This is a genomic window from Rhodococcus sp. H-CA8f, assembly GCF_002501585.1.
Lineage (GTDB): Bacteria > Actinomycetota > Actinomycetes > Mycobacteriales > Mycobacteriaceae > Rhodococcus_F > Rhodococcus_F erythropolis.
In genome coordinates this window covers 6006624-6032114 of the sequence record NZ_CP023720.1, presented here as the reverse complement: position 1 = coordinate 6032114, position 25491 = coordinate 6006624, and the positions used below count along the sequence as shown (strand labels likewise).

Genomic DNA, 25491 nt, shown 5'->3' with positions numbered 1-25491 from the left:
CCTCGTGGCCAAGAAGAGCAAAAGAAACAGTGGACCGAAGCAGGGCAGCGCACGCGCAGAGAAGCTGGCGGCACGCCAAGCAGAGCGTGAAGCCGCTGCCGGCGCAGTGAACCGCCCGTTCGAGGGCCTTGCCGCCGAGTGCGATCTGGTCGCGCTGCGCGAATTCGTTCCGTCCGCCACGGCTCCGTTGCCGGTCATCGGCTCCGACCGTCCCGTCACGTTGGCGACGGTCCTCCCCGGCGCTGTTGCCGCCCTCGTCCGCGACGAGGGCGAGACGGCCACCGGATTTGTCGGTGTCCAGGTTCAGGCGCACTCTGCAGACCTCGGCGCAGACCTCGCCGCTTCGGTGAACTGGATCAAGGACGCGGCCCCCGGCGACGCGCTTTCTGCCGCGAACCCCGATTCCGAGACACCCGCCGTCACCGAGGTTGTCGATCCATCGGCTCTGCTCGACATCACGGTGCACCAGAACTTCAACTGGTGGATTCCGGAAGGCGTCGAAACCGATCCTGAGGTTGCCGCCACCGTGCAGCACGCCAACTCGGCGATCATGCCCTCTGCACGCCTCGAAGGAGACGGCCTCGTTGCCGCGTGGTGGGTCGACGCCGGCGAGAAGGCGCACCTGCGTTGGGTTCGCCCCGAGAGCGAAGACGACCTGATGCTCGCGTTGGCGCGCGTGCACGCGACCGGTGGACTGCACCTGGGTGAGGGCTCGCGCTACGCAGGCTCGTTCCGCACCCACGGCCTGTTGGTCCCCGTCTTCGACCTCGACCGCGAAAAGCATGCAAACGAGTGGGTAGCGGCAACCGTCGAGCTCGGTGAGCGTCTTGCCGAGGCTCTGGCTGTCGATGCTCCGCTGAACTCGGCCGAGTTGCGCTCGCGCGACGGCCTGCGCGGACGCCAGGTCACGCTGCGCTGATTTTTTCGCCAGAACTATAGGCGTTACGCAAAGTTACGGTTAATGTTGGCGGCATGACTTTGTCGCACGACATCTCCGGTAGCGGTCCCACGCTTGTGCTCGTCCATGGCATCGTCCATCGACGGCAGGCGTGGGATTCGCTTTTGGACCAGCTGACGCCGTATCGCCGTGTGGTCACGGTCGACCTGCCAGGTCACGGAGAGTCCGTGCTGCCCGAACTCGGTCCGGACGTCATGGGACAGCTGATCGACGACGTCAGTGAGTTCGTCAAGGAAGTGACTCCGGCGGGGGAGCGCGCCCACGTCGCCGGAAACTCACTCGGCGGATGGATTGCACTCTCGCTGGCCGCGCGCGGAGACGTCGCGTCGGCGACAGCTCTTTCGCCGGCCGGGTTCTTTGTCAATCACCTCGATCAGGTGCGGGCGATCAACACGTTCCGTGCACTGCGCGGCACGGCCAAGCTCATGGGCGATGGTCTGCCACGTGCATTGCGGTACAAGCTGATTCGCTATCCGGCGCTCGCCGCGTTCTTCGCTCATCCGAGTCATGTCGGTTATGCGGCGGCGTTGGCCGACTGCCGTTCGCTCGTGTCCAACGAACTCGTCGATCTCGGTCTCGAGATGGACTTCGTATTGCCGCCCATCGTGGATCCCACTGTGCCGGTGACGGTTGCGTGGGGTCGACGCGATCTCATTCTGCCCGTGTACCAAGCGCAGCGCGTGAAAAAGCCGTTCCCGCAGGCGAAGTTGATGGTTTTGCCCGGACTGGGGCACGTACCGATGACAGATGCCCCCGAGCTGATCAGTTCGATCCTGCTGGCAGGAAGCGAACCGTTCGGCTCGAGGGCAAAATCCGTGAGTGCTGCAGGCTAGATGGTTCCGCCTGCTGCGTTCGGCGCACCGGTGGTGTCACCGACGGTGCTCATCTCGCGGGACACGAAGTCTTCGAGGTCGAACAGGTTGGCGCCTGCGCGGTCCGCGATGGTGAGAAGTGTTGTCATGCTGGCAACTTCCTCGACCTGCTCCTTGAGGAACCACTGCATGAACTGCTCGCCGAGGTAGTCGCCTTCTTCGCGGGCAGTGCTCGCGAGCTGGACGATCTGCTCGGTGACCGTCTTCTCCTGCGTCAGCGCGAGAGCGATGGGCTCACGGGCATCCTTGAAGTCGGCCTTCGCGGCGTCGACGCCGGTGAGTTCGACGTTGATGTCGCGATCGAGGAAATACTGAACGATCATCATGGCGTGGTTACGCTCTTCCACAGCCTGCTTGTAGAAGTGCTTTGCCAGCTGTGGCAGGTCCGCATTGTCGAAGTAAACCGCTGTCGCGATGTACTGATGCGAAGCGTTGAACTCGTTGCGAATCTGGTCTCGGAGTAGTGCGTGGAATTTGGTCATGTGAGTCTCCCCAGAAGTCATGAATTCCAAGATAGTGCAGGTCAGAGGCCCTGTCATCCCAGTCTGACCTTATTGTGGTAAGCGTTCCCAAACTAAAGAAGACCTAATTTCTTTTCGAATTCGGTGCGGTTATCCATTGGCCCGAAAGCGAATGTTTCATTTAGGAATGTCCTTTTCACCAGGCGAGTTCCGTGCATTTACCGTCACTTCCCTGGAGTTCCACCTGCACGGTGGCGTGCTCCAGGTCGAATACCTCGGCCAGCAAGGTTTGGGTGGCCGCGAGCACCGTAGTGGGATCGGCGTCACTGGCCGCGGTGACGTGAACGGAAGCAACTTCCATCCCCGAGGTGAGTGTCCAGACGTGCAGATCGTGCGCGTCGACGACTCCCGGGAGTGTGTTGATCTTCTCGAGTATCGAGGTGACGTCGATGCGATCGGGAGCCTGCTGGAGCAAGATGCGGACGGCATGGCGGCCCAGGTTGAAGGCGCGCGGCAAGACGAAAAGGCCGATGGCGACGCCGATGACGGGGTCGGCGTAGCGCCAACCGAAAGCGAGCGTGACCAAGCCGCTGACGAGGACGCCGATGGACCCGATCATGTCCGCCATGACTTCGAGGTAGGCGCCGCGGATGTTGATGCTTTCCTTCGCGCCGCTGCGGAGCATCAGGAAGGCGATGACGTTCATCGCCAAACCGACGACGGCGACTATCGCGACGGGGAGGCCCGGAACCTCGGGCGGATCCGAGAATCGGCTGGCCGCCTCGTAGAGCACCCACCCGGCGACTGCGAAGAGCAGGATCGCATTGGCCAGTGCCGCAAACACTTCCGTGCGGTACATGCCGAAAGTGCGATCCGGGCGCCGTGCTGCGCGCTGTGCGACGAGGATCGCGGCGAGCGCCATGAAGATGCCGAAGATGTCGGTGAACACGTGCGCCGAGTCCGAAAGCAGCGCCAGTGACGAGGTGAAGAAGCCGACCGTCACCTGCAGCACGAACGTCACCAACCCGAGGCCGGCGGCGATCCACAGTTTGTTGACATGCTTGCCGCTGTTGCTGGTCGCAGCCTCGGCGGGAGAGATTCCGTGCCCGTGTCCGTGTGACATCGAAGGTCCTTTCGTCGACGTCAGCCTAGACACATATGCATATATGCGCAATAGTGCATGTCTTAAAAACTATGCAACATAGTTGTAAGGTGGCGGCGTAGACCTTCATTTGTCATCGACGCGAGGACCGAGAAGTGGGAAGACATCGAAAATCCGAGCCGACCAGACCCGGCGGGCGCATGGCCGCGGTTTCCGTGGCGACGGGTGCAATCCTGGCGTCCGGCACTTCCATCGGGCACGCATCGCCGCTTCCAGTTGCAACGGAAGGTCCAGCGCTGGTGTCGGTGCCGGAGATACTCGACCTTGTTCGGACGACGGATCTTGCCGGGATAGCCGAACAACTCGGTAAAACGAGACAACTCGAAGCCGAACGGGCGGCGTTGGCGTACGAGGCAGAAAAGCCGCGGGTGATGGCCCCCGTCAGCGGGACGATGACGTCCAACTTCGGTCCACGCTGGGGAACAACCCATTACGGTCTCGACATCGCAAACTCGATCGGTACGCCCATCGTCTCGGCGACCGACGGTGTTGTGATCGAATCCGGTCCCGCCGCGGGATTCGGGCTCTGGGTCCGCATCCAGCAGGACGACGGGACCGTCGGCGTCTACGGGCACATCAACGAGGCGCTCGTGGTTGCCGGTCAGAAGGTGCGGGCGGGTGAACTGATCGCGACCATCGGCAATCGTGGACAATCGACGGGACCGCACCTGCACTACGAGGTGTGGCAATCTGACGGGCAGAAGACTGATCCGCTCGCGTATCTGAATTCCCGGGGCGTGTCGTTCGGGGAGAAGGCCGCGAGCGGCTGAAGTTCTGTCACGACGCGATGGAGGAGCAATGCAGGGGCTGGGCGGACTCGAAGCCGAGGTCATGGATGTGCTCTGGCAGTCCGACGACGCGCTCTCGGTCAAGGATCTGGTCGAGATCTTGGGTGAGCGTCGACAACTCGCGTACACCACCATCCTGACCGTCGTGACTCATCTCTACGACAAGGGCTGGGTGAGTCGTGAGAAGAAGAGTCGCGCCTACTTCTATCGGCCGAGTCGCAGCCGTGAAGAGGCCACATCCAGGGCACTGCGCGAATTGTTGGACAGCAGTTCCGATTCCGCTGCCGTGCTGTTGCACTTCGCGAAGACAATGACGGACGCTGAGAACGAGGCCCTGCGCCGAGGACTTTCCGGGGAAGGTGCGCAATGACACTGGCCTTGCCGATGCTTCTCGGTGCGGTATTCGTCGGATTTTTGGTTCCGAGAGCGTTACGGGCCGTTTCCTCGACGTTGTCACCGACGGTGCTGCTCGCGGCGTGGCTCGGCAGTATGGCGTCGGCTCTGTATCTCGCTCTCTCCGCGGTCTTGGTTCTGGTGTGGCCGAGCCACGCGCCGGTCGAGGGGCTGGTCGACGGTATCGCTCGGTGTTTCAGCGCCTTCGCGCACGGCACGAGTTCATGGGTGGGTGAACTGATCACCGGCACAGCCGTTGGTGTGGTGGGTTTGATCGCCGTTCGGATCGTGCTGGCCGGCCGCAAACAGGCACGTGAGCACGCGAGAGTCCGAGATTTCCATCGTGATGTTCTCTCGATCGTCGCGCGCCGCGACAACTCGGAGTCCGACGTGTTGTGGTTGGATCATCCGCTGCCGATGGCCTACAGTGTCGCCGGAAAGCCTGGATTTGTTGTTGCGACACAAGGCTTGTCATCCGCTCTTACCGGGGGCGAGCGTGACGCGGTCCTCGCGCACGAGCGTGCGCATCTGAGCGGCGGTCATCACCGAATCGTCGGTGCCTGTGAAGTCTTGGCCGCTGTTCTGCCGGGAGTGCCGTTGTTCGCGGCGGCACCTGCTGCCGTCGGCGCGATCGTGGAACTGTCGGCGGACCGGCACGCCGCTCGCGTCACCAGCCCGGCTGCAGTGCGTTCCGCCCTTGCCGTGGTGTCGAAATCGCCGCTTCCTCAGCCGGACTGGAGCTTGGGCGATCGCGGCGGCGCGACCGCAGTGCGATTGCGTTCCCTGGTCGACGGCGACGTGGCGTCGCCTCGGCGACTGACCTGCGCGGTTGCGGCGTGCGTGCCGGCGGCCGTAACGACGGCCGTTGCCGCAGCCGTGACGGTGGCCGTCTCCGCGGGTATCTGCGCTGTTCTGACCTGATCATTGCTCCAACGCTGAGTCGATCTGGGCTTTCAGATCTTCGTAGCTCGGCATCTGGGCCAGCTTCACGTCGTTGAGGAACAGCGTCGGGGTGCCCTGGACGCCAAGGCGTTTGCCCTCGTTGAAGTCGCGCTCGACCCGCTCGCGGACGCCGCGACTGCTGAGGTCGGATTCGAATCGGGTCATGTCCAGGCCGAGATCTTGTGCGTAGGCGCGGAACAGTGCCTCCTGCGATTCGGCGGATTCACCCCACTGCGACTGAGTCTCGTACATCCGCCGATACATCTCGACGAACTTGCCCTGGCGAGATGCGGATTCGACGACCTGCGCCGCGAGAGTGCTGTTGGTGTGACTCGGAATCGGAAAGTATCTGATACCGAATGTGATTCGATCCTCGTACTCGGCTCTGATTCGCTCCATCGTCGGGTACAGCGCGAGGCAGGCCTCACATTCGAAGTCGAGGAACTCGACAAGATTCACTTTGTCGTCAGCGGCCGAGGTCAATCGGTACGCGTCGTCGGTCAGGACGGCGGTGGATTGTGCTGCCCGATCGGTGCTCTCGTTGTCCGCCCTGATCGGATCGACGGTGATGAACGTGATCAGTGCTACCGCGAACAATGCGATCAGGGCGGCGGATATCTTCATGCTTCTGGACACTGCTGTGTACCTTGACCTTCCGTCGATTACTTAAATACTATCCAACATAGTATTTAGGTGTAGAGTCGACGGTACCCGAAAGGATTCGAAGGAGGGTTCAGCCGTGAATCGGAGGTGAACGGTCTGGCGCCGCCGTCGATCGGACAGATGTTGACCTGGGACTCCTCGTCCCTGTCACCTCTTGTTCTACTGGGAGCTGTTCTGGCGCTTTGGTATTGGTGGTCAATGCACCGTGTGCGTGCGCGGGGACGGCTATGGCCCTGGTATCGAACTGCATGTTTTCTGGCCGGGTGCTTGCTGTTGATCGCCGTGACCGGTTCGAAGGTCGAAAGTTACGGGAACGAACTCTTCAGTGTCTGGATGTTCCAGCATTTGACGCTCTCGATGGCGATCCCGCCGCTGTGGGTGCTGGGCTCGCCAGGACTGCTGCTACTGCGTTCGACGTCGCATCGAGGTCCCGGGAGAAATGTTCTGGCGCTTGCACTATTGGCATTGCGCAGCCGTCCGGCACGGTGGATGCTGCACCCCGGGTTCACGATCCCGGTCTTTCTGTTCAGCTACTACGGGATCTACCTGTCGCCGATCTTCGACGCCGTCTCGGGATTGCCGGCCGGACACGTCTTTCTCGAAATCTTCTTTCTCGCCAGCGGTCTGCTCTTCATCATGCCCGTGCTCGCCACCGGACCACTGCCGGTGCGGCAAAGCTATCTCGGCCGGTGTTTCGACCTTTTCGTGGAGATGCCGCTGCACGTGTTCATCGGAGTCGTCCTCATGATGGCGACAAAGCCGCTGCTGACCACGTTCGTGAATCCGCCTCCCGAGTGGGGCGTGGACGTGATGCAGGACCAGCAGTTGGCCGGTGCCCTTGCGTGGTCGTACGGTGAGCCCGTCGCGCTGGTAGTGGTCGTGATCTTCGCGATGCGCTGGAACCGCGACGACAAACGGATGAATGCCGCCCAGGACCGCCGCGCCGAGATCGACGGCGACAGTGATCTGGAGGCATACAACAACTTCCTCAGATCACTGAGCGCCGCCGAGCGGCCGGAGACTCGGTAGGCCGGTGGCCCTCAGACGCCGCCGCCGGCGGGCGTCGGCGCCATTGCGTCGGCAGCTGCCGGTGTGTTCATCTCGCGTGCGACAAACGTTTCGAGGTGGAAGAGGTTGTCGCCGGCGCGGTCGACGATGGTGAGAAGTGTTGTCATGCTTGCAACTTCCTCGACCTGCTCCTTGAGGAACCACTGCATGAACTGCTCGCCCAGGTAGTCGCCGGTATCGCGCGCGGTGCGCGCCAACTGCGTGATCTGCTCGGTGACCGTCTTCTCCTGCTCGAGTGCCAATTCGACCGGAGCCCGGACACTGTCGAACTTCGTCACGACGTCGTCGACACCCGGTACGTCCACGTCGAGGTCGTTGTCGAGCAGGTACTGGATCATCATCATCGCGTGACCGCGTTCCTCGGTGGCCTGGCTGTAGAAGCGCGCGGCCATCTGCGGAAGATCGTGTGCATCGAAGTACACCGCTACCGCGATGTACTGCTGCGATGCAGTGAACTCGTTACGGATCTGCTGACGCAGCAGAGTGGTGAATTCGCTCGAGTTCTTCGCCTGTGTCATCCCAACAGATTACTGGGTCGGCGGCACGGACAGGGAGCTACTTGTTGTCGAGCTGATCGATGATGAAGTCGAGAGTTTCCGGCCGGTATCCGTAGACGAACGAGTCCTTTTCGCCGACGTACCAGTCGCCGCACTGGAAAGAACTGCCCTTCTCGACCCCCGTCGGCCACCACTGTGCGGACAGCGATGCCGGACGAGTTTCGACGGTGGGTCGTGCGATGCAGCTGTTGTGATCTATCTCTGTGATGTTCGCAGTCATTCGCAGGATGCGTTCGTTGCCGGTGGTGCGGATGACCTCGTCGATACCCGTCGCGCCGGCGGGAACCCAACTCGGCAGTGTGTCGATTCCGCTGGATGCTTGTGCAAAAGAGAAGGTTTCGGTTTTCTTGTATGCCTTCGACTCGTCGAACTTGTCGAAGGTGCCCGAGCAGGACGTGGCCAGTAAAGCCGCTCCGGCCGAGGCGGCGATGACGGCGGCAGTGCGGAATCGGCGGTGTGCTGTGTTCATACCTTCACGGTATTTTTCCGCCGGCCGTTCCGCGTCCTGCCGGAAAGCGATTTGTTCGCTCGGCCTGTCCTCCCGGGGTACTACCGAAACTCAGGGCGATCACCCCGTGGTGATCAGATCCTGCGGAATCTGCTGATCGTTGGCCAGGGCGTCGAAGAACTGCGAAGCGCGTGCCTTGTCCCACAACAACACGTTGCCCGACCCGTCCACGTCCTCGAAACCGGCGACCGGAACCGTCGTGGTGGTCATCCCGCCGCGAAGCGCCCAGGCGAGTGAGGCCAGATTCCAGATGTGATCGCCCTCGTCGACCTGCAGGGACTTGGCCGTATCGGAGACGAGCGGCCACAACCGGAACGGATTGAGGAACGTACTCGGACTCGTCGCCTTCGACAGCAACGCCGACATGAACTGGCGCTGGTTGTTCATGCGGTCGAGGTCTGCGAGCGCGGTTGCTCGGGTCCGCACGAACCCGAGTGCATCCGAACCCTTCAAGTCCTGGCATCCAGCGGGGAGGTTGATTCCGGCCAGCGGATCGTCGATCGCCTGCGTCAGGCATACATTGACGCCACCGACGGCGTCGACGATGCCGGCGAACCCGCTGAATCCGATCTCGGCATAGTGGTCGATGCGAAGTCCGGTTGCCTCCTCGACGGTCTGCACCAGCAAGGGGGCACCACCGAAAGCGAAGGCGGCGTTGATCTTGTCCGAGCCGTAGCCGGGAATCGGAACGTACGAATCGCGAGGGATGCTGACCATCGTCGTCTTCCCGCTCTTGGGAACGTGGACCAAGATGACCGTGTCAGTGCGCTTGGGGCCGGTGTCACCACCTGTCGCAAGCGCTTGCTCCTGCTCGGGTGTGAGTCCCTCACGACTGTCGGAGCCGACGATCAGCCAGTTCGTGCCCGGAGTATCGGCGACGCGTCCCGCGTAGTCGGGCAGCGCGTCGATTCGATTGAGCGAACTGTCGACGTAATAGACCGCGCCGGCCAGCGCGAGCAGCAAGACCAACAACGTGATGCCGATACGTTTACCCCAGCTGCGACGCTTGCGTGGGCGTCGCTGCTTCGGGGGTTCAGGAGGGCGAGGCGGGGCGTTCGGCGGGGTTCGGCGCGGCGGCGCGGGTGCGTACTTCGCCTGGCGGTGCGGATCCTGACGCGGCGGCCCCTGCCTGCGGGGGTCGTCCTGGAACGGCTGCGGGCGTTGGGTCGGCGCCCAGTCCTCACGCCTGGGTTGCTGCGGCGCTTCTGGTGGGACCTGTGACCAGGCCTGATTGGCCGGATTCTGCTGCGGTGGACGTCCGTCGCGGCGAATGACCGTCGGCCCTTCGGGCGGCATCGGTGGGCGCCGCTGCGGGGGTGGGCCCTGACGGGGTGGCATCGGTCCACGCGGGGGCGGCTGGCGCCGCGGAGGTGGCCCTGGCGGCTGGCGCCGCGGAGGGCGCTGAGGATATTCGGAGTCGCCGGTCACCAGTTCACGGTACCGGTCACGGCAGCCAGGAGACGTGATCGCGCAGGAGGGCGTAACCGATGAACGCCACCATGTCGATGAGCGCGTGGGCGATGATCAGCGGCCACAGCTTGCCGGTGCGCTGCCAGTATCGACCGAACACGAGCCCCATGATCACGTTTCCCACACCGCCGCCGAACCCTTGGTAGAGGTGATAACTACCGCGCAGGAGCGAGGACGCGAGCAGAGATTTGTTCTCGCTCCAGCCGAGTGTTCGGAGGCGAGTGATCAGGTAGGCGACGACCAGTACCTCTTCGGCGCCCGAGTTCGCGATCGCGGACAGTACGAGGATCGGCACCCGCCACCAGTGGTCGTCGAGCGCGCTGGCTTGGACGGTGAGGTTGATGCTCAGTGCCTGAGCGACGAGGTAGAACAAGAGTCCGGGGAGGCCGATCACAGCGGCGAGGCCGAATCCCGGAGCTATGTCGCGACCGAATCGAGGTTTGGGAGTCAGGCCCGCAGCACGTGGACCGATCCCCGAACGCCACAGTAGATAGAGTCCTAGCGCTGCCCACGCGAGAAGCTTTGCAACGCCCAGTAATTGGCGCGCCAGGTCGATCCAGTCGATGGCAGCGCGCGACGGGTTGAGTGCAACCGTCTGATCCGAGAGCGCAACCGGCGTCGCCAAGGATTCGGCGAGCGAAAGGATCCCGGACAATCCGCTGAGCCCGAAGGTGACCAGCAGAACGATAGTGATCTCGATCCGGATTCCGCGTCTGGCGGCGGGATCTAGTTCCGGGTCCGTTCGAACGGGAGACGGCGGCCGTAACCAGGTGCGGACGGTTTCGCGGGCATTCACCCGCGCAACGCTAGCCGCTTGCAGCGCCACCCGATCGGAGGCCGTTGAGGAAAGGGCACCCGACAAGCATTCGGATGGCACGGCTCAGCGCGGGAGCGTCGTCGACGGGGTTGGCGAACGGCATCCACACGTCGCGGTCACCGGTGTGATCCTCGACCCGCAGGCGCAGTCCGTAGCGGTCGATGCCGAGTGGGCGAACGCGTCCGGTGCGCATGTACGGGGGAAGCTTGCGCACGAGCAGGTCCACGAGATCGCGGTGGTCTTCGTCGAGATGCTGCAGCCACGCCGTCTCCATTTCCCAGAAGGGATCGGGGCTGGCGTTCAGCAGTTCGTCCACGGCGACGGGCTCTGCCCCCGTCGAGTCGGCGACAACGGCCGAGGCCAGGCTCAGGCGAAGGAGGACCGAGGTGTGGCCGATGTCGAGGAGCCCCGGATGGGGGTGTTCGGATGCGACGTCGTCGGCGAGAACGCGTGCCTCGTAGTCGGGCACGGCGTGTAACGAGCCGCGAAGCCACACGAGGGAGCGCACGGGCTCACGCAGACGCAGTGGTGCGTGATCGGTGATCTCGAGGACGGCAGGCAGTCCGCCGCCGGAGTTCCAGGCCAGGGCCGCAGCTGCGGAGGCATGTGGGACTGCAACGACGACGTCACCGTTCGAACGCAGGTGATGCACCGACGTGACGGTGGGATCGCTGCCTTCGATGGCGAGAACTGCGTCCTGTGCGCGCACACAGGCGCTGCGGACGCGTTCGGCGGTGGACGGGCCGGTGCTGGTCTTCGTTGCCATGCTGCCCCCTTGGCGGGTGTTCTCTCGAACTCCATCGGATGATGAGGTAACCCTAACCTAAGGCGCTTCGGTGTGAATCGCAAGACTTTTGCGCAACTCGCGTGGAATCCGCCGCCTGCGTCGGGGTTACGGTTTGTCTGTGGCCATTCCTCTTTCACTCGGGCTGCCCGCCCCGAGAAACTCGCGCGGACTCCTCGAAGCACTCTTTCTCCCGGTCGTTCCGGCGTCGGCGCTGATCGGTGGCGAAGCAGCAGGCCGGGTTGTCGTCCGCCTCGATATCGATCCGGAAGAACTGCGCGCGGACACGGAAGCGTCGTACGAGGCCGTCCGTTTCGACGTCGACGTCACCACCGACCAGATCGACGACGCGATCGCGCTACGTCTGCCCGCTCCGCTCGCGGTGTACGTCGACGGCGGCGAAGAGGATCTGACACCCGCCGAAGCGGCGCTGCGCCTGTGTGAAGGTGGACGGATCCCCGGACTCGCCGCCGGTCGCACGCCCACCGAAGTGGCTGATTTCCTGGCGGTACTCGCGCACGAGTCCGTCGGTTTCGTAGCCCGCGCAGCCGACGGCGACGAGGTGATCGCCCTACTGTGTGGCACCGTCGCTGCACTGCGCGGCGACGACGTGCGCGCCGCGATAGTCGATCCGAAGCCCGAAAAACTCGCCGCGCTGATCCCGGAAGCCGCGTCCGCGATGCGCGAGGTGCTGCTCACGATCGAGGTCGCGGATCTGCCTGCGGTGGAAACGGCTCTGCGTGCCGCGGGTTTGCAGTGACCGGCGTGGGTCGATGCGTAATCTTTTAGGCGTGCCAAGAATCGCGTATTTCGGTCCGTCGGGAACCTTCACGGAGATAGCTCTCGCCCAGTTGGAGGCTGAGGGCGCGTTCGGCGAAACCGTCGAGCGAGTACCGGCCGGCAGTCCGCCGGCGACTCTCGACATGGTTCGCGACGGTTCCGTGGACGGGGCCGTAGTTCCCTTCGAGAACTCGGTGGAAGGCGGCGTAGCTCCGACGCTCGATTCACTCGCTCTCGGTTCGCCCCTGCAGATCGTCGCCGAAACCGATCTGGACGTGAGTTTCTCCATCCTGGTTCGGGCCGGGACCACCGCCGACCAGGTCCGCACGATCGGCGCGTACCCGCATGCGGGCGCACAGGTCCGCGGTTGGATCTCCGAGCACCTGCCCCAGGCCGAGGTTGTGTTGGCCTCGTCCAATGCCGGTGCGGCGCTGGACGTGCAGGCCGGAACAGTCGATGCCGGTGTCTCCACGGCTTTGGCCGGTCAGATGCTCGGACTCGACAGCCTGGCGGACAACGTCGCCGATGTGGGCGGCGCCCGTACACGCTTCGTGCTGGTCACCAAGCCGGCTCCGGTTCCCGAACGGACCGGTGCCGATCGCACCGCGCTGGTGCTTCACCTCGACAACGCTCCAGGCTCCCTGGTGCGCGCACTCTCCGAATTCGCCGCTCGCGGTATCGATCTGACTCGGATCGAATCGCGTCCGATGCGAACGGAATTGGGTACGTACCGGTTCTTCGTGGACTGCGTCGGACACGTCGAGGACTCGCTGGTGGCCGAGGCGATGCGTGCACTGCATCGGAAATCCGGAGTCCGCTTCCTGGGGTCGTGGGCGACAGCGAATTCGACCGGGCCACAACCTCCTTCGGACGAAGAAGCGATTCGGTGGATCGACGAACTCAAGCATGGAGGGGGAGAACGATGACCGGAAGGCTCATCCTCGTTCGGCACGGTCAGACGGAGGCGAATGTCGCCAAACGTCTCGACACCGCTCTGCCCGGAGCAAAGCTCACGCCGGAAGGGTTGGCGCAGGCCGAGACGTTGGGCATCGGCCTGGCTTCGGCTCCTCCTCTGGCGCTCGTATCGTCCTTGGCTTTGCGTGCCCGGCAGACAGCAGGTTTTGTGGAGCAGGCCGCCGGTGTATCCCTGGATGTGCGGGACGGACTGCACGAGGTCCAGGCCGGTGACCTCGAGGATCGCACCGACGAGGCCGCGCACCGACTGTTCATGGAGACGTTCCATCACTGGCACACCGGCAACCTCGGCGCTCGCATTCCCGGCGGTGAAACGGGATACGACGTCCTGGAACGGTACGTCCCCGTCGTCAATGCGCTGCGCGAAGAATTTCTCGAAGGCTCACGAGACGGCGGCGACATCGTCGTGGTGAGTCATGGTGCTGCGATTCGTCTTGTCGCCGCCCAGCTTGCCGGTGTCCCCGGACTGTTCGCAGCCAACAACCACTTGGCCAACACCGAGACCGTCGAACTGTTGCCCTCAGCTGATGGCGGCTGGGAATGCCTACGCTGGGGAGCCGTCAACCCGCCGTTCGAGCACCGACTCATCCCCGGCGCCGACGACGTGATGGGCTGACAGCCGGTTTCACCACCAACCGGTCTGGACGCTCAGTTGGCGCCCCAGTTCAGCCGACAGTGTGCTCACGTAGCTGGCTGTCAGGTGGTGGGAATCGTGATACACCAACACATTTCCCTCTACGACGCGGCACAACTCCGGTCCGCACACACCGTCGCTGAGATCGAGTAGGCGGACGTTGGTCAGATCGGCAATTGCCGACGGCGCCGGATTGACGTCGCTGAGCATTTCGGACCGTGGCATCGCGCAGTGATCGGGTGACGTGGTTGTCGCCAGACAGTCGATCGCGCGGTAGGCGACGCCGTCGTGGTGCAGCCAGGGGGTATCGCGAATGGCGAGGACGTCGATACCGTCGCGCCCCAGTTCCTCCCATACGTGAACGTACGATTCGGGCGTCACGTCACCAGGGCCGTCGGAACTCGGCCTGGTTGCCGTCGTGAACACGAAATCGGGTGAGGCGTCGGCCAACTCGGTCAGCACTCCACGCGACCAGTCGACACAATCCGGATAGTCGTTGTCCGACAACGTCTGCATGGAGTCGACGGTGAGCGGGCAGCCCATCTTCAGATACGTGTCGACGCGGAACCCGTGACTCTTGCCGAGTTCGTCGAGCGCAGTGAGCCAGTGCTCGGAGTGCGAACCACCCGCGAGCGCGATGGTTCTGTCTGCATCGGCGTCGCCATAGGTGCAGTGGACGACGTCCCGCTCGAGAAAATCGGCGATACAGCCGTCGAGCGTACTGGCCGGAAGGTCCAGTGGCGCATCGAAGATCGAGGGAACCATCGACGCCTTGGGTACTTCGGCACCGTCGGTGAGCGCGAGTGCGCCGGGATGGGTCGGGAGGTCGAGGGTGTCGACCGCCCGCTGGCCCGTCGTCTGGCTGCTCGCGTACGACTGCCAGGCGACCGAAGCGGCGAGGACCGCGGCAGCGGTGACGACGCATGCCAGGACGGTGTACCGGCGCGAGCGGCCTCCGCGCTCCACCGGAACCTCGACCAGGCGCCGGAGTGCAAGCGCCCCCGCGACGGAGAGGGCGATGATCAGTGCCCCGCCGAGCAGGCCGGCTTCGGGGCTTCCGGTGATCACGAGTGCAAACACCAGAATCGGCCAGTGAATCAGGTACAGCGCGAATGCGAACGAGCCGAGCCACGTCAGTGCCGGATGGGCGAGCGTCTTCGACGTCCAAGGTGTGTCGTCGCCGACTCCGGACAGTATCAACGCAAGAGTGGCCAGCACCGGTACCAGCGCCCACGGGCCGGGGAACTGCTGGGCGCCGTCGAGCACTATGCCGCACAACAGGATCGACGAAAGCCCCGCCCAGCCGATCGTCGCTCTGACCGAGAACGGCAGGGATGCGATCTGCCGACTGCGCGTGCTGGTCATCAGAACGGCCAGCAGACCACCGAGGGCCAATTCCCACAACCTGGCGCCGGAGTCGTAGTACGCCCAGGCTTGGTGACGCGAAGATTTGGCGAGTGCGTAGAGAAAAGATCCTGCGGTCAGAACCAGAAGGGTGACCGCGAGTGACGGGCGGAAATAGTTGGGATTCACGCGTGAAGCCACATAAGCGATCACGGAGACGAGTGCGATGGCCAGGAGATAGAACTGACCTTGCACGGCCATCGACCACAGGTGCTGCAGGGGAGTGACCGAGCCGTCGGCGGCCAGGTAGTCGCTTGCGGTGCTGGCGAGCTGCCAGTTCTGGAAGAACCCGAGCACCGCGATCAGTTGATCGCCCAGATCGGCCCAGCGTGTGCGTGGCAGCAGCAACGCGGTCCCCAGTGCGGTCAAAATGCTGACCACCGCGATCAGGGGGAACAGCCGCAGAAACACCCGCCGCAGTGCCGGGACCGGGTTGAGTGAACCCCCGGCTTCGGCGCGTCGAACCAGTGAGCCGACGAAGAAGTATCCGGACAGAACCAGGAAGACGTCCACCCCGCCCGATACCCGTCCGAACCATACGTGGAATACGACCACCAAACCGATGGCGAGGCCACGCAGTCCGTTCAGGTCTTGTCGGTGCGGTGTTGTTGCCCGTTCTTCGTTCGGCCGGTCGATCGTGGCGACCGAGCCTTGTTCGCCCGGTGACGACGGTTGACGCGAGAACTGCATGCTGAAGTAAGGCTCCGGGCGTTGAAGGGACGCCCCGAGGTTACCCGGAAGTCTCCGGCGTCGATTCCTCGAGTTCGGTTACCAGCGCGTTCACGGCTTGTCGCAGGCGATGCGGTGTTCCGGAACTGATGGACGTCCACTCGGTGCCGTCGGCAGCCCGAGTAGTCGAACCCACGAGCCGGCCGGCCAAGGTGTCGTACACAGTCACTGCGCCGGTCATGAGCGTCGTCGCTCCCAAACTGTGTGGTATTCCAACCAATTCGGCGAAGGCGGTGCATGTGACGATTGCGCTACCCAGTTGGCGCGCGTCGTCTTCGGGTATCCCGGCGTTGATCAAGGCCGAGGTCACGCTGTCTGCATCCGGGCCGGCGCCGAATGCCAGGCTGAGCATCTCGGTCGGTGCGTTGATCACGGCAATCGGCATTGCTTCGGCGCTGCCGAGCGCGGTGACAACGGGTGCAGCTGGTTCGGCGGTGACGCTGCACAATGTGAACGAAGAATCGGTTGAAGTTGCTTCGACACAAAGGAATTCGCCCTGTGCGACGCAGAGGCGTGAAATCCTTCCACCGACATGCCGACGCAGCGCCAACTCCCATTTGGGGTGGGTCAGGACGCGCAGGCGGGCGCTGAGTTCGTGATGGATCTCCCCGCCGGGGAGGAGATCGCGCTCGGAGAGTGAATCTGCCGCGGACTGCATCGCCATACGGTGAGCGCTCGCACTGGCGTGAACCGTCGCGCCACCGAGAACCACGGGAAGCGCATCGAGCCCGAGTCGCTCACGTACATAGTCCATTTCGTCCTGTGACAGGGCGACGACAGGCAAATTCCACCCATCAGGTGAGGTGCCGAGGTCCACCATCAACGCTCTGCAGTTTCGAGTGCGCCACCGATCACGGACGGGATGACTGTTCGGCCGTCGGCGAAGTGCTCGAAGTGCTTCAGGTAATCGGGTGTGTCGTGCTCGGTGTCGTCTTCAGATTGGGCCGCATCACGGCCGCCGGCGATCGGCGCAGATCCGCCTGCGGTTCGGGCCGGATCCACCTTGACGGTATCCGCGGTGCCCTGAACCGGCGAGGTCACGGGGTTCTGGCGCGCGGCGCTCTGGCCGGTGGAGGGATCCGGAAGAGCGTGCCGGCCGGTGCTGCTGCTCGACGGCGAGCCCGCGAATGCTCCGGCTCTGGTAGTCGCGGAAGCTGCGCTGACCTGTGCCGGTGCCCGACTCGCCGACGGGGTGCCGAACAGTGATGGTGTGGAAGCGCCGAGTCCTGCGCCACCGAGCCCTGCGCCGCCCAGTCCGGTGAGTCCTGCTCCGGCCGTCGCGAGAGTTGATGCGGCAGTGGTGGCGCCCGTGACCGCGGTGGTCGCGGCGCTTACGGCGGCCGTCGCTCCACCGGAGATGGCACCGGCCTGTGAGGCAGCGGCGGCAAATACCGGGTTGGAAACTACGGATGCGACAGCAGCGGTTGCGGCGCGCACGGGATCCGCGATTACGTCAGCGAGTGTTGATGCCGCTTGCACGACGGACTGTCGTGCGGCGCTGCCTGGGCTTTCGGCCGAAGCGGATGCCCCAGCTGTGGGTTCCGCGATGGACGGTGGTGAGTCGAAGTTCTGCTGCACGGCCAGATGCGTCGTTGCGGCGTCGTACGTTTCCATCGTCACCGCCGCTCGAATTTTGAGAGCTTCTTCGGCAGCCTCGGCGGCAGCGGCACCGCCGACCAGGGCCCCGCCGATGGAGTACGCGGCGACCTTGGCCGCTTGAACCGCCGCGATCTCCGCCAGGGACGGCATGGCCAGGGTGGCGACGGTGTAGGAACCGGACTGCACTTGGGCTTTACCAGCGGTTTCTCCCGCGAGCAGCGCGGCCGAGGCAGCCCATTCCTGGAACGGTGCGAACTTGCTCAACGCGGCATCCGCGGCTTCTCCTGACCACCCGGTGCGAAGGTCCGCCATCACGCGAGAGATGGACGCAGCGGTGTCGGTCAGTCCGGACGACACGGTGGACCAGGCCCCGGCCGCCACACCGAGAGGGACCGGCCCGGCCCCGGCGACCAGTGCTGCAGAGTTGGGTGCTGCGCCCCGTGGATACCAGATGACGCCGGTGATGCCGACCATTGTTCTTCCCCCCAGGAAGTGTGACTGTGTTGCCGAGTTGCCGAGTTACCGAGTTACCGAGTTCGATTTCTGTCGATCAGATCGGTGCGGCTGCCAGGCTGGACTTGGTGAGCTGGTCTTCGAGCTCGTAGGCAGCTGCATTCTTGCGCAGAGCTGCCGCAGCCGCGGTGAGCTCCTCGATTGCCCGATCGGTGGACGAGGCAAGGCTGCCCGAGATGGTGTTGAAGTAATTTGCCGCGCTACCGGACACTTCCTCGGATCCGGCTGGGAGAACGCGTAGCGTCGGCTGCGCAGTAGAGACGATTCCGCGCAATCGCGTCGCCGCAGACTCGAGTTCCATTGCGGCGGCAACTAGGGCTTGAGGGTCGACGTACATAGTGCCGAACTCCTTCCTGACCAGGGCGGATAAGTGGTCGGGAGGTCGTGCACACAGCCGTAGAAATCCCCCCGCACATAGTTTGATGCATGCCGGCCGCTTTTGGTTCCCCCGGAATCGGACGACTTTGCCCTCAGCCCCAGCCGAGTTCGTGCAATCTGTCTTCTTCGATACCGAAGTAGTGCGCGATCTCGTGGATGACGGTCACGGCAACCTCGTGAACAACCTCGTCCTCGGATGCACAGATGTCGAGTATCGAATCGCGGAAAATAGTGACCGTGTCCGGCAGGTACCCACCGTAATGAGAATCCCGCTCGGTCAGAGCGACGCCCTGATACAAACCGAGCAGCCCCGGTTCTTCCTCGTCACGTGCTTCGACAAGCACCACGACGTTGTCGATGGCCTTGGCAAGTTCGGGCGGAATCAGATCGAGCGCCTCGCCGACCAGTTCCTCGAACCGGTCGGGCGTCATAGTCACCGTCATGGCTTACGACGGCGGAGCTGCGCCGGGCAACGGCGTCGGCAGCGACCGACCTTCCGGTGCAGCGGGTGGCGGGACCGGAGCGGCGCCGTTGATCAGGATTTCGCCCTTGGCGCTTCCGGTGATCGCGGCAAACCCGCCGGTTTCGACCTCTTTGCCGATCGAACAATTGACTCGGCGGCTACCGGCCAACCAGCTTTCCAGTGAAATGTTGTCCCAGAACAGCGTCAGCGTCTTGTCGCGAAGCGCGTCTGCGGAACCAAGGTACTCGTTGGACGCCTGAGTGCAGACGCCCTCGAGGTAACGGTCCTGATCTTCGACCGACGGCATTGCGCCCGGGAACTGAGTGCCGAGGTCGATCACCGAAATAACCTCGTATGCATGCGGTTTCGCGCAATCGACCGGATCGGTCGGGAGGTTCTGGTTGATGCCGATGCACGTGCCGACGTCCCACACGTTCGACTGGTCCTGGTCCGCCACGCGGCCCACGAACGGTTGTAGTTCGCCGGTCGTGGTCGAGAACTGCAAGCCGCAACGCAGTGCGCGCTCGCCCGAAGCCCAACCCGATTCGCTCGGGAACATCAGGCCGACGCTGAACTTGCCCTCGGGATCGAACTTCGAATCGAGGTAGGACATGACGATGGGTGTGCAGTGCTCGTCGCGGAGTTCGGCGAATCGAAGGGCGCCCGGGTACCGGGAACCGGGGCCGAACTCGGCGCCGGGGAACACCGACAGGTCGAGTGGTCCGGCAACCTCGAAGCGGTGTTCAGTTCCGCACTGAACCTTTGACATGTCCGTGCGGTCCCCGCCCGACTCGGTCGCAGGCGTCCAGTTGAGGCAGTCGCCGGCCGCAGCCGCGGTGAAGGCGTCGTCGCGAGTAGATCCCGTCGCTGCCGGACCGCCACCACTGACACTGACCGAGGACGAGTCGTCCTTGTTCAATCCACCGGAAATCGCGATCGTTGCGATCGCGGCGACCACCGCACCTACCGCCACGGCAGCCAGGACCCGACGGGTGCGACTCGCTGAGACAGTTTTCTTCGCCGGCGTCCCCTGGGGATCTGCCGGATCTGGCGACTTCTCGATCTTGTCTTCGGACATCGATTCCATCATGCCTGTTGCCGTGGCGATATCGAACCTTCACTACAAAACTCACAAACGCGTCTGTGAGTATTTTGTAGTCATGAGCGAAAACACCCCACTCGATCCCGAGGCTGTCGAGCTGGCGGGCCGGCTCTTCGACATGGCACGAACCGGCGACGCGGCCGGGCTGGCGTCGTACGTCGATGCTGGAGTTCCCGTCAATCTGACCAACGAGAGTGGCGACACGCTCGTCATGTTGGCGGCGTATCACGGTCACGCTGACGCCGTCGTTGCCTTGATCGAGCGCGGCGCCGACGTCAACCGGCCCAACGACAAGAACCAGACACCCCTCGCCGGAGCCGTCTTCAAGGGCGAGGATGCGGTGGTGAAAGCGCTGGTGAGCGGGGGAGCCGACCCGAAAGGCGGACACCCGACGGCCGTCGACGCGGCTCGGATGTTCGGACGCGAGGACTACCTGAGTCTGCTCGAATCGTGATCTCCCCCTCTCCGACGTGGACGTGACCGTCGGCGAGCTGCGGTGAGTGGGTAAAGTTCGAAGTCGTGATTGACCTCAAGTTTCTCCGTGAGAACCCCGAAATCGTCCGCGAGTCGCAGCGCACCCGTGGAGAAGATCCAGGACTGGTCGACGCTCTGCTCGAAGCCGACGCGTCCCGACGCGCTGCCGTTCTGACCGGAGACAACCTCCGCGCAGAGCAGAAGGCCTTCGGCAAGAAGGTCGGACAGGCATCTCCGGAGGAGCGTCCCGCGCTGCTCGAGGGTTCCAAGGAACTGGCGGCCAAGGTCAAGGAAGCCGAGGCCGCGCAGCACGAGGCGCAGGCCGCGCTCGACTCCGCACACCGCGCGATTTCCAACGTCGTACAAGAAGGTGCGCCGGCCGGCGGCGAGGACGATTACATCGTGCTCGAACACGTCGGTGAGATTCCGAAGTTCGACTTCGAGCCGAAGGATCACCTCGAGCTGGGTGAGTCGCTCGGCCTGATCGACATGGAACGCGGCGCCAAGGTTTCGGGTTCGCGCTTCTACTTCATGACCGGCTACGGAGCCATGCTCCAGCTCGGACTGCTGCAGTTGGCGGCGCAGAAGGCGATCGCCAACGGATTCACGATGATGATTCCGCCGGTGCTCGTACGCCCGGAAATCATGGCGGGTACCGGCTTCCTCGGTGCTCACTCGGACGAGATCTACCACTTGCAGGATGACGACCTGTACCTTGTCGGAACTTCCGAGGTACCCATGGCCGGCTACCACTCGGGCGAGATCCTCGAACTGAACGAAGGCCCGAAGCGCTACGCCGGTTGGTCGTCGTGCTTCCGCCGCGAGGCCGGAAGCTACGGCAAGGACACCCGCGGCATCATCCGTGTCCATCAGTTCGACAAGGTCGAGATGTTCACGTACTGCCGTCCCGAGGATGCCGACGCCGAACACCAGCGTCTCCTCGGCTGGGAGCGAGACATGTTGGCGGCCATCGACGTTCCGTACCGCGTGATCGACGTCGCCGGCGGAGATCTCGGTTCTTCGGCTGCGCGTAAATTCGACTGCGAGGCATGGGTTCCGACGCAGGGCACCTACCGCGAGCTGACATCGACGTCCAACTGCACGACTTTCCAGGCCCGCCGCCTCGGAGTTCGGTACCGCGACGAGAACGGCAAGCCGCAGACGGCTGCCACTCTCAACGGCACCCTGGCAACGACGCGCTGGATCGTGTCGATTCTCGAGAACCATCAGCAGGCCGACGGCTCGGTGCGAGTGCCCGAGGCATTGGTGCCGTTTGTCGGCACGGATGTGCTTCGCTGACACGCTGAACCAACACCATCAGGGCCGCGACGGACTCCGTCGCGGCCCTGATTCGTACTTTCGTACTGGTAGGTTTGGAACTTTTTCCGAACTGGCGGAATATCAAATTTTTCCCGCCGATTGACGAGTTGACCACCAAAAGCGTTGTCGATAGACCGCTTTGGCGTTAGTTTTGCGTTCAATCGGGCTTCCATACCCTGCTTTTCCATCCCCCGTCAGGTGATGTGAGGGTGAGTCCGGGGTGAATTGGACAAGTGTCTTGCCAAAAGTAGTACACGTACTAGTTTTTTCGTTATGTTGTGACGGCGCGCACACGTTTTGTCCGAATCCACTGCTTATGTTTGCCCTTCCGAAGGAAGTGCCCATGCCCCAAATCTCTCAGTTGCGGCGATTCGCCGTGCCCATAACCGGAACCGCCATGGTCGCGGGGATGCTGCTGATCGGCACGCCCGCATCCGCCGCGATCTCGACCACCGGTTTCAAAACAGCGTGTGTCGCAGGCTCCATCATCGGAGACGTCCACAAGGTCACCGACAACCTCATCACGGTCGACGCACCCGCTTCTGTCCAACCCGGCGAGACTTTCACCTACCGAATTCAGCCGAGCGGAACGTCGTATCCGGACAAGGATTCCGGCGCGACGACTACGAACCTGTCACGTCTCAAGGTCGACTACGCAATCCCGGCCAACGCGACGTTCGTTTCCGCGGCCGTCGTCGCGGGCACCTCGGTTGGACTCGACAGCGTCGCACCGAACGTTCTCAGGGTCAACGACTCTGGCAACGTCGACGGTAGCGGCGGGATCCTTCGGCTGTCCGGAAACAACCAGGTGATCGGCAACAGTCCGACGACGAGTACCAACTCGGAGGGAGGTATTCGAGTACCGAAGTCCAAGAAGAACCTCGATGGCTCGACAAACGGCAACGGAGACACCTGGTTCCGGCTTCCCGCAGTCGACGTGACAATGGTCGCTGGTGCGACGGGAGTGATCCAACCGAAGGTGAGGACCGCGGGTACGGCCGGCAACCTCGGTGCCAGCGAAAACTTCAGCACTCAGCTCGCAAAGGCGAGTTTCCTTGGTACACAGTGGGCGCCGACCCGTTGCTCGCCCCGCGAGAACAAGGACACCACACCGCTCAATGCCGGCGCGGGTCCGCTCGCGACCATCAGCATTGCTTCGGCTCCGGTCGATGTCGAGACCACGACGTCGCTCTCGGTTCCGGCGACGGCGATCACGGGTACGGCGGTTGATCTGACCGCAACGGTTGCTCCGAACAACGCTGTCGGTACGGTGCAGTTCAAGTCGAACGGCACGGCCATTGGTTCGCCGGTGGCAGTCTCCGCGGGTGTTGCGACGCTGTCGCATTCCTTCGATGCTGCTGGTGCACAAAGTGTTACCGCTGACTTCACTGCCGGTGCAGGGTTTGTCAGCTCGTCGGCGTCGGCTCAGACGGTGACCGTTTCGGATCCGGCTCCGGTCGATGTCGAGACCACGACGTCGCTGTCGGTTCCGGCTACGGCGATCACGGGTACTGCGGTTGATCTGACCGCAACGGTGGCTCCGAACAACGCTGTCGGTACGGTGCAGTTCAAGTCGAACGGCACGGCCATTGGTTCGCCGGTGGCAGTCTCCGCGGGTGTTGCGACGCTGTCGCATTCCTTCGATGCTGCTGGTGCACAAAGTGTTACCGCTGACTTCACTGCCGGTGCAGGGTTTGTCAGCTCGTCGGCGTCGGCTCAGACGGTGACCGTTTCGGATCCGGCTCCGGTCGATGTGGAGACCACGACGTCGCTGTCGGTTCCGGCTACGGCGATCACGGGTACGGCGGTTGATCTGACGGCAACGGTGGCTCCGAACAATGCTGTCGGTACGGTGCAGTTCAAGTCGAACGGCACGGCCATTGGTTCGCCGGTGACGGTCACGTCGGGTGTTGCGACATTGAGCCACGCGTTCGATGCTGCTGGTGCACAAAGTGTTACCGCTGACTTCACTGCCGGTGCAGGGTTTGTCAGCTCGTCGGCATCGGCTCAGACGGTGACGGTCTCTGATCCGGCTCCGGTCGATGTGGAGACCACGACGTCGCTCTCGGTTCCCGCTACGGCGATCACGGGTACGGCGGTTGATCTGACGGCAACCGTTGCTCCGAACAACGCTGTCGGTACGGTGCAGTTCAAGTCGAACGGTGCGGCGATCGGTTCCCCGGTCACGGTGTCCGGTGGGACTGCGACGCTCTCGCATTCCTTCGATGCTGCTGGCGCTCAGAGCGTTACGGCGGACTTCACCGCCGGTGCAGGGTTCGTCAGCTCCTCGGCGTCCGCTCAGACGGTGACGGTCTCCGATCCGGCTCCGGTCGATGTCGAGACCACGACGTCGCTCTCGGTTCCCGCGACGGCGATCACGGGTACGGCTGTTGATCTGACTGCAACCGTTGCTCCGAACAATGCTGTCGGTACGGTGCAGTTCAAGTCGAACGGCACGGCCATTGGTTCACCGGTGGCAGTCTCCGCGGGTGTTGCGACATTGAGCCATTCGTTCGATGCTGCTGGCGCTCAGAGTGTTACGGCGGACTTCACCGCTGGTGCAGGGTTTGTCAGTTCGTCGGCGTCGGCTCAGACGGTGACGGTGTCCGATCCGGCTCCGGTCGATGTCGAGACCACGACGTCGCTGTCGGTTCCGGCTACGGCGATCACGGGCAGCGCGGTTGATCTGACCGCAACGGTGGCTCCGAACAACGCTGTCGGTACGGTGCAGTTCAAGTCGAACGGCACGGCCATTGGTTCGCCGGTGACGGTCACGTCGGGTGTTGCGACATTGAGCCACGCGTTCGATGCTGCTGGTGCACAGAGCGTTACGGCTGACTTCACCGCTGGTGCAGGGTTTGTCAGTTCGTCGGCGTCGGCTCAGACGGTGACGGTGTCCGATCCGGCTCCGGTCGACAAGGCGACGAAGACGGTTCTGAGCGTTCAGGGTGAAGCCAAGGTCGGACTGCCTGTTGATCTCTTCGCGACAGTGTCCGAAGATCCCTCGGACGCTCTGGTGCCGTCCGGCGGAACGGTTCAGTTCAAGATCGGTGGAGTCGATCAGGGTGCCCCGGTCGCGGTTGTTGACGGAGTTGCCAAGCTGCCGCACGTGTTCGGAGCAGAAGGCACCTTTGTAGTCTCGGCTGTATTCAGTGGCTCCGGCGTGTTCACGTCGTCCACCGCGGAATCCGTCGACGTCAATGTCACGGTTCCGACCCCGTCGGATGTCGAAAGCTCTACGTCGTTGACGGCTCCGTCTTCGGCAAAGGTCGGCACGTCGGTGCAGCTGAAGGCTGTGGTCAGTTCTTCCGGCGCGACGTCGGGAACCGTCCAGTTCTTCGATGGAACGACTCCGATCGGAACGGCCGTCGATGTTGTCGGTGGGCAGGCTGTGTTGAGTCACACCTTCACCACGACCGGCAACCATTCGATCACCGCGGTCTACAGCGGAGCCCAGGGCGTCACGGGTTCCACGTCGACTGCATCGGTTGTGAACGTCGGTAACGGGGGCGGTGACTTCGGTTCGCTCGGATCGTTGTCGCTGCCGTTCGGGTCCTGATTCTCCGATGAGGTGATGCCCCTTGCGCCCGACGGGTGCAAGGGGCATCGCTCTTCGCGAATCGATGATTGGTCGTTAGCAGAACTATCGGCAATTCGTGAATATTTGTCTGAAATAA

Annotated in this window: 26 protein-coding genes; 12 read left to right on the top strand and 14 right to left on the bottom strand. The window is 63.4% G+C overall.

Features of this window, described 5'->3' with window-relative positions:
- The first annotated feature begins 4 nt into the window (after positions 1-4).
- Together CPI83_RS28035 and CPI83_RS28030 are read left to right on the top strand one after the other, a co-directional pair.
- Positions 5-919, top strand: a complete 915-nt coding sequence (locus tag CPI83_RS28035) for a DUF5926 family protein (RefSeq protein ID WP_024487903.1) — start codon at positions 5-7, stop codon at positions 917-919.
- Between the two features lie 53 nt (positions 920-972).
- A complete protein-coding gene (locus tag CPI83_RS28030) occupies positions 973-1791 on the top strand; it encodes an alpha/beta fold hydrolase (protein WP_020905739.1) in 819 nt (272 codons plus the stop codon).
- On the opposite strand, the gene CPI83_RS28025 is transcribed toward CPI83_RS28030, so the two are convergent.
- Positions 1788-2333: a ferritin gene (locus CPI83_RS28025; RefSeq protein WP_024487904.1), complete on the bottom strand. Its 546-nt coding sequence runs from the start codon at positions 2331-2333 to the stop codon at positions 1788-1790. The genes CPI83_RS28030 and CPI83_RS28025 overlap by 4 nt on opposite strands.
- Positions 2334-2487: 154 nt before the next feature.
- Entirely contained in the window at positions 2488-3414 is a 927-nt protein-coding gene (locus CPI83_RS28020) for a cation diffusion facilitator family transporter (RefSeq protein WP_029254183.1), read from the bottom strand.
- Between the two features lie 179 nt (positions 3415-3593).
- On the opposite strand from CPI83_RS28020, the gene CPI83_RS28015 reads away from it, so the two are divergent.
- The 3 genes from CPI83_RS28015 to CPI83_RS28005 are packed head-to-tail and all read left to right on the top strand — an operon-like array spanning position 3594 to position 5555.
- On the top strand, positions 3594-4223 hold the full coding sequence (locus tag CPI83_RS28015; protein WP_097388056.1) for a M23 family metallopeptidase: 630 nt from the start codon (positions 3594-3596) through the stop codon (positions 4221-4223).
- 28 nt (positions 4224-4251) lie between these two features.
- Positions 4252-4611: a BlaI/MecI/CopY family transcriptional regulator gene (locus tag CPI83_RS28010; protein ID WP_019746375.1), complete on the top strand. Its 360-nt coding sequence runs from the start codon at positions 4252-4254 to the stop codon at positions 4609-4611.
- Complete coding sequence (locus CPI83_RS28005) at positions 4608-5555, top strand: M56 family metallopeptidase (RefSeq protein WP_021332702.1); 948 nt, start codon at positions 4608-4610, stop codon at positions 5553-5555. The genes CPI83_RS28010 and CPI83_RS28005 overlap by 4 nt, the downstream gene beginning before the upstream one ends.
- On the opposite strand, the gene CPI83_RS28000 is transcribed toward CPI83_RS28005, so the two are convergent.
- Positions 5556-6200: a thioredoxin domain-containing protein gene (locus CPI83_RS28000; RefSeq protein ID WP_060938691.1), complete on the bottom strand. Its 645-nt coding sequence runs from the start codon at positions 6198-6200 to the stop codon at positions 5556-5558.
- Positions 6201-6326: 126 nt separating this feature from the next.
- On the opposite strand from CPI83_RS28000, the gene CPI83_RS27995 reads away from it, so the two are divergent.
- Positions 6327-7268 carry a cytochrome c oxidase assembly protein gene (locus CPI83_RS27995; protein WP_097388055.1) on the top strand — a complete coding sequence of 314 codons (942 nt, stop codon included), beginning with the start codon at positions 6327-6329 and terminating at the stop codon, positions 7266-7268.
- 11 nt (positions 7269-7279) lie between these two features.
- Here the strand turns inward: CPI83_RS27995 and CPI83_RS27990 are convergent, their stop codons facing one another.
- The 5 genes from CPI83_RS27990 to CPI83_RS27970 all read right to left on the bottom strand — a co-directional run bounded on the left by CPI83_RS27990 (position 7280) and on the right by CPI83_RS27970 (position 11425).
- Complete coding sequence (locus tag CPI83_RS27990; RefSeq protein WP_020905744.1) at positions 7280-7825, bottom strand: ferritin; 546 nt, start codon at positions 7823-7825, stop codon at positions 7280-7282.
- Between the two features lie 37 nt (positions 7826-7862).
- A complete protein-coding gene (locus CPI83_RS27985; RefSeq protein WP_029254187.1) occupies positions 7863-8333 on the bottom strand; it encodes a hypothetical protein in 471 nt (156 codons plus the stop codon).
- A 99-nt stretch (positions 8334-8432) separates the two neighbouring features.
- The gene (locus CPI83_RS27980) at positions 8433-9668 is read right to left on the bottom strand and encodes an LCP family protein (protein ID WP_198586386.1); all 1236 of its coding nucleotides are present in this window, start codon (positions 9666-9668) and stop codon (positions 8433-8435) included.
- Positions 9669-9816: 148 nt separating this feature from the next.
- The gene (locus CPI83_RS27975; protein ID WP_020905746.1) at positions 9817-10638 is read right to left on the bottom strand and encodes a type II CAAX endopeptidase family protein; all 822 of its coding nucleotides are present in this window, start codon (positions 10636-10638) and stop codon (positions 9817-9819) included.
- Positions 10639-10648: 10 nt separating this feature from the next.
- On the bottom strand, positions 10649-11425 hold the full coding sequence (locus tag CPI83_RS27970; RefSeq protein WP_097388054.1) for a DUF2470 domain-containing protein: 777 nt from the start codon (positions 11423-11425) through the stop codon (positions 10649-10651).
- Between the two features lie 139 nt (positions 11426-11564).
- On the opposite strand from CPI83_RS27970, the gene CPI83_RS27965 reads away from it, so the two are divergent.
- From CPI83_RS27965 to CPI83_RS27955, 3 genes are read left to right on the top strand one after another with little or no spacing between them, the layout of a single operon-like run.
- Complete coding sequence (locus tag CPI83_RS27965; protein WP_021334642.1) at positions 11565-12203, top strand: hypothetical protein; 639 nt, start codon at positions 11565-11567, stop codon at positions 12201-12203.
- Between the two features lie 31 nt (positions 12204-12234).
- Positions 12235-13149 carry a prephenate dehydratase gene (pheA, locus tag CPI83_RS27960; RefSeq protein WP_097388053.1) on the top strand — a complete coding sequence of 305 codons (915 nt, stop codon included), beginning with the start codon at positions 12235-12237 and terminating at the stop codon, positions 13147-13149.
- On the top strand, positions 13146-13814 hold the full coding sequence (locus CPI83_RS27955) for a histidine phosphatase family protein (protein WP_019746386.1): 669 nt from the start codon (positions 13146-13148) through the stop codon (positions 13812-13814). The genes pheA and CPI83_RS27955 overlap by 4 nt, the downstream gene beginning before the upstream one ends.
- Before the next feature lie 9 nt (positions 13815-13823).
- On the opposite strand, the gene CPI83_RS27950 is transcribed toward CPI83_RS27955, so the two are convergent.
- From CPI83_RS27950 to CPI83_RS27925, 6 genes are all read right to left on the bottom strand, one after another.
- Positions 13824-15926 carry an acyltransferase family protein gene (locus tag CPI83_RS27950; protein WP_097388052.1) on the bottom strand — a complete coding sequence of 701 codons (2103 nt, stop codon included), beginning with the start codon at positions 15924-15926 and terminating at the stop codon, positions 13824-13826.
- 40 nt (positions 15927-15966) lie between these two features.
- Positions 15967-16719, bottom strand: a complete 753-nt coding sequence (locus tag CPI83_RS27945) for an ESX secretion-associated protein EspG (RefSeq protein ID WP_232816819.1) — start codon at positions 16717-16719, stop codon at positions 15967-15969.
- A 65-nt stretch (positions 16720-16784) separates the two neighbouring features.
- On the bottom strand, positions 16785-18038 hold the full coding sequence (locus CPI83_RS27940) for a PPE domain-containing protein (RefSeq protein WP_097388050.1): 1254 nt from the start codon (positions 18036-18038) through the stop codon (positions 16785-16787).
- A gap of 76 nt (positions 18039-18114) precedes the next feature.
- Entirely contained in the window at positions 18115-18414 is a 300-nt protein-coding gene (locus CPI83_RS27935) for a PE family protein (protein WP_029254193.1), read from the bottom strand.
- Positions 18415-18547: 133 nt separating this feature from the next.
- A complete protein-coding gene (locus CPI83_RS27930; RefSeq protein ID WP_007736028.1) occupies positions 18548-18898 on the bottom strand; it encodes a metallopeptidase family protein in 351 nt (116 codons plus the stop codon).
- Positions 18899-18901: 3 nt separating this feature from the next.
- Positions 18902-19996 (bottom strand): septum formation family protein, encoded by a 1095-nt coding sequence (locus CPI83_RS27925; RefSeq protein ID WP_198586328.1) that lies wholly within the window; start codon positions 19994-19996, stop codon positions 18902-18904.
- An 82-nt stretch (positions 19997-20078) separates the two neighbouring features.
- Between CPI83_RS27925 and CPI83_RS27920 the strand changes: the two genes are divergently transcribed.
- From CPI83_RS27920 to CPI83_RS27910, 3 genes are all read left to right on the top strand, one after another.
- Positions 20079-20474, top strand: coding sequence for an ankyrin repeat domain-containing protein (locus tag CPI83_RS27920; protein ID WP_003945404.1), 396 nt, complete (start codon positions 20079-20081; stop codon positions 20472-20474).
- A gap of 65 nt (positions 20475-20539) precedes the next feature.
- Positions 20540-21793 (top strand): serine--tRNA ligase, encoded by a 1254-nt coding sequence (gene serS, locus CPI83_RS27915; protein ID WP_003945400.1) that lies wholly within the window; start codon positions 20540-20542, stop codon positions 21791-21793.
- A 364-nt stretch (positions 21794-22157) separates the two neighbouring features.
- Positions 22158-25373 (top strand): Ig-like domain-containing protein, encoded by a 3216-nt coding sequence (locus CPI83_RS27910; RefSeq protein ID WP_097388269.1) that lies wholly within the window; start codon positions 22158-22160, stop codon positions 25371-25373.
- The last annotated feature ends 118 nt before the right edge of the window (positions 25374-25491 follow it).

Excerpts from the sequence above, each read along its gene's own strand:
- CPI83_RS27980 (WP_198586386.1), bottom strand. The coding sequence starts at position 9,668 with ATGCCGCCCGAAGGGCCGACGGTCATTCGCCGCGACGGACGTCCACCG.
- CPI83_RS27940 (WP_097388050.1), bottom strand. The coding sequence starts at position 18,038 with ATGGTCGGCATCACCGGCGTCATCTGGTATCCACGGGGCGCAGCACCC.
- CPI83_RS27955 (WP_019746386.1), top strand. The coding sequence starts at position 13,146 with ATGACCGGAAGGCTCATCCTCGTTCGGCACGGTCAGACGGAGGCGAAT.
- CPI83_RS28000 (WP_060938691.1), bottom strand. The coding sequence starts at position 6,200 with ATGAAGATATCCGCCGCCCTGATCGCATTGTTCGCGGTAGCACTGATC.
- CPI83_RS27950 (WP_097388052.1), bottom strand. The coding sequence starts at position 15,926 with ATGCAGTTCTCGCGTCAACCGTCGTCACCGGGCGAACAAGGCTCGGTC.
- CPI83_RS28005 (WP_021332702.1), top strand. The coding sequence starts at position 4,608 with ATGACACTGGCCTTGCCGATGCTTCTCGGTGCGGTATTCGTCGGATTT.
- CPI83_RS27990 (WP_020905744.1), bottom strand. The coding sequence starts at position 7,825 with ATGACACAGGCGAAGAACTCGAGCGAATTCACCACTCTGCTGCGTCAG.
- CPI83_RS28025 (WP_024487904.1), bottom strand. The coding sequence starts at position 2,333 with ATGACTTCTGGGGAGACTCACATGACCAAATTCCACGCACTACTCCGA.
- CPI83_RS27945 (WP_232816819.1), bottom strand. The coding sequence starts at position 16,719 with ATGGACTATGTACGTGAGCGACTCGGGCTCGATGCGCTTCCCGTGGTT.
- CPI83_RS28015 (WP_097388056.1), top strand. The coding sequence starts at position 3,594 with ATGGCCGCGGTTTCCGTGGCGACGGGTGCAATCCTGGCGTCCGGCACT.
- CPI83_RS27930 (WP_007736028.1), bottom strand. The coding sequence starts at position 18,898 with ATGACGGTGACTATGACGCCCGACCGGTTCGAGGAACTGGTCGGCGAG.
- CPI83_RS27920 (WP_003945404.1), top strand. The coding sequence starts at position 20,079 with ATGAGCGAAAACACCCCACTCGATCCCGAGGCTGTCGAGCTGGCGGGC.
- CPI83_RS27935 (WP_029254193.1), bottom strand. The coding sequence starts at position 18,414 with ATGTACGTCGACCCTCAAGCCCTAGTTGCCGCCGCAATGGAACTCGAG.
- CPI83_RS28020 (WP_029254183.1), bottom strand. The coding sequence starts at position 3,414 with ATGTCACACGGACACGGGCACGGAATCTCTCCCGCCGAGGCTGCGACC.
- CPI83_RS27970 (WP_097388054.1), bottom strand. The coding sequence starts at position 11,425 with ATGGCAACGAAGACCAGCACCGGCCCGTCCACCGCCGAACGCGTCCGC.
- CPI83_RS28010 (WP_019746375.1), top strand. The coding sequence starts at position 4,252 with ATGCAGGGGCTGGGCGGACTCGAAGCCGAGGTCATGGATGTGCTCTGG.
- CPI83_RS28030 (WP_020905739.1), top strand. The coding sequence starts at position 973 with ATGACTTTGTCGCACGACATCTCCGGTAGCGGTCCCACGCTTGTGCTC.
- CPI83_RS27925 (WP_198586328.1), bottom strand. The coding sequence starts at position 19,996 with ATGTCCGAAGACAAGATCGAGAAGTCGCCAGATCCGGCAGATCCCCAG.
- CPI83_RS27910 (WP_097388269.1), top strand. The coding sequence starts at position 22,158 with ATGCCCCAAATCTCTCAGTTGCGGCGATTCGCCGTGCCCATAACCGGA.
- CPI83_RS27985 (WP_029254187.1), bottom strand. The coding sequence starts at position 8,333 with ATGAACACAGCACACCGCCGATTCCGCACTGCCGCCGTCATCGCCGCC.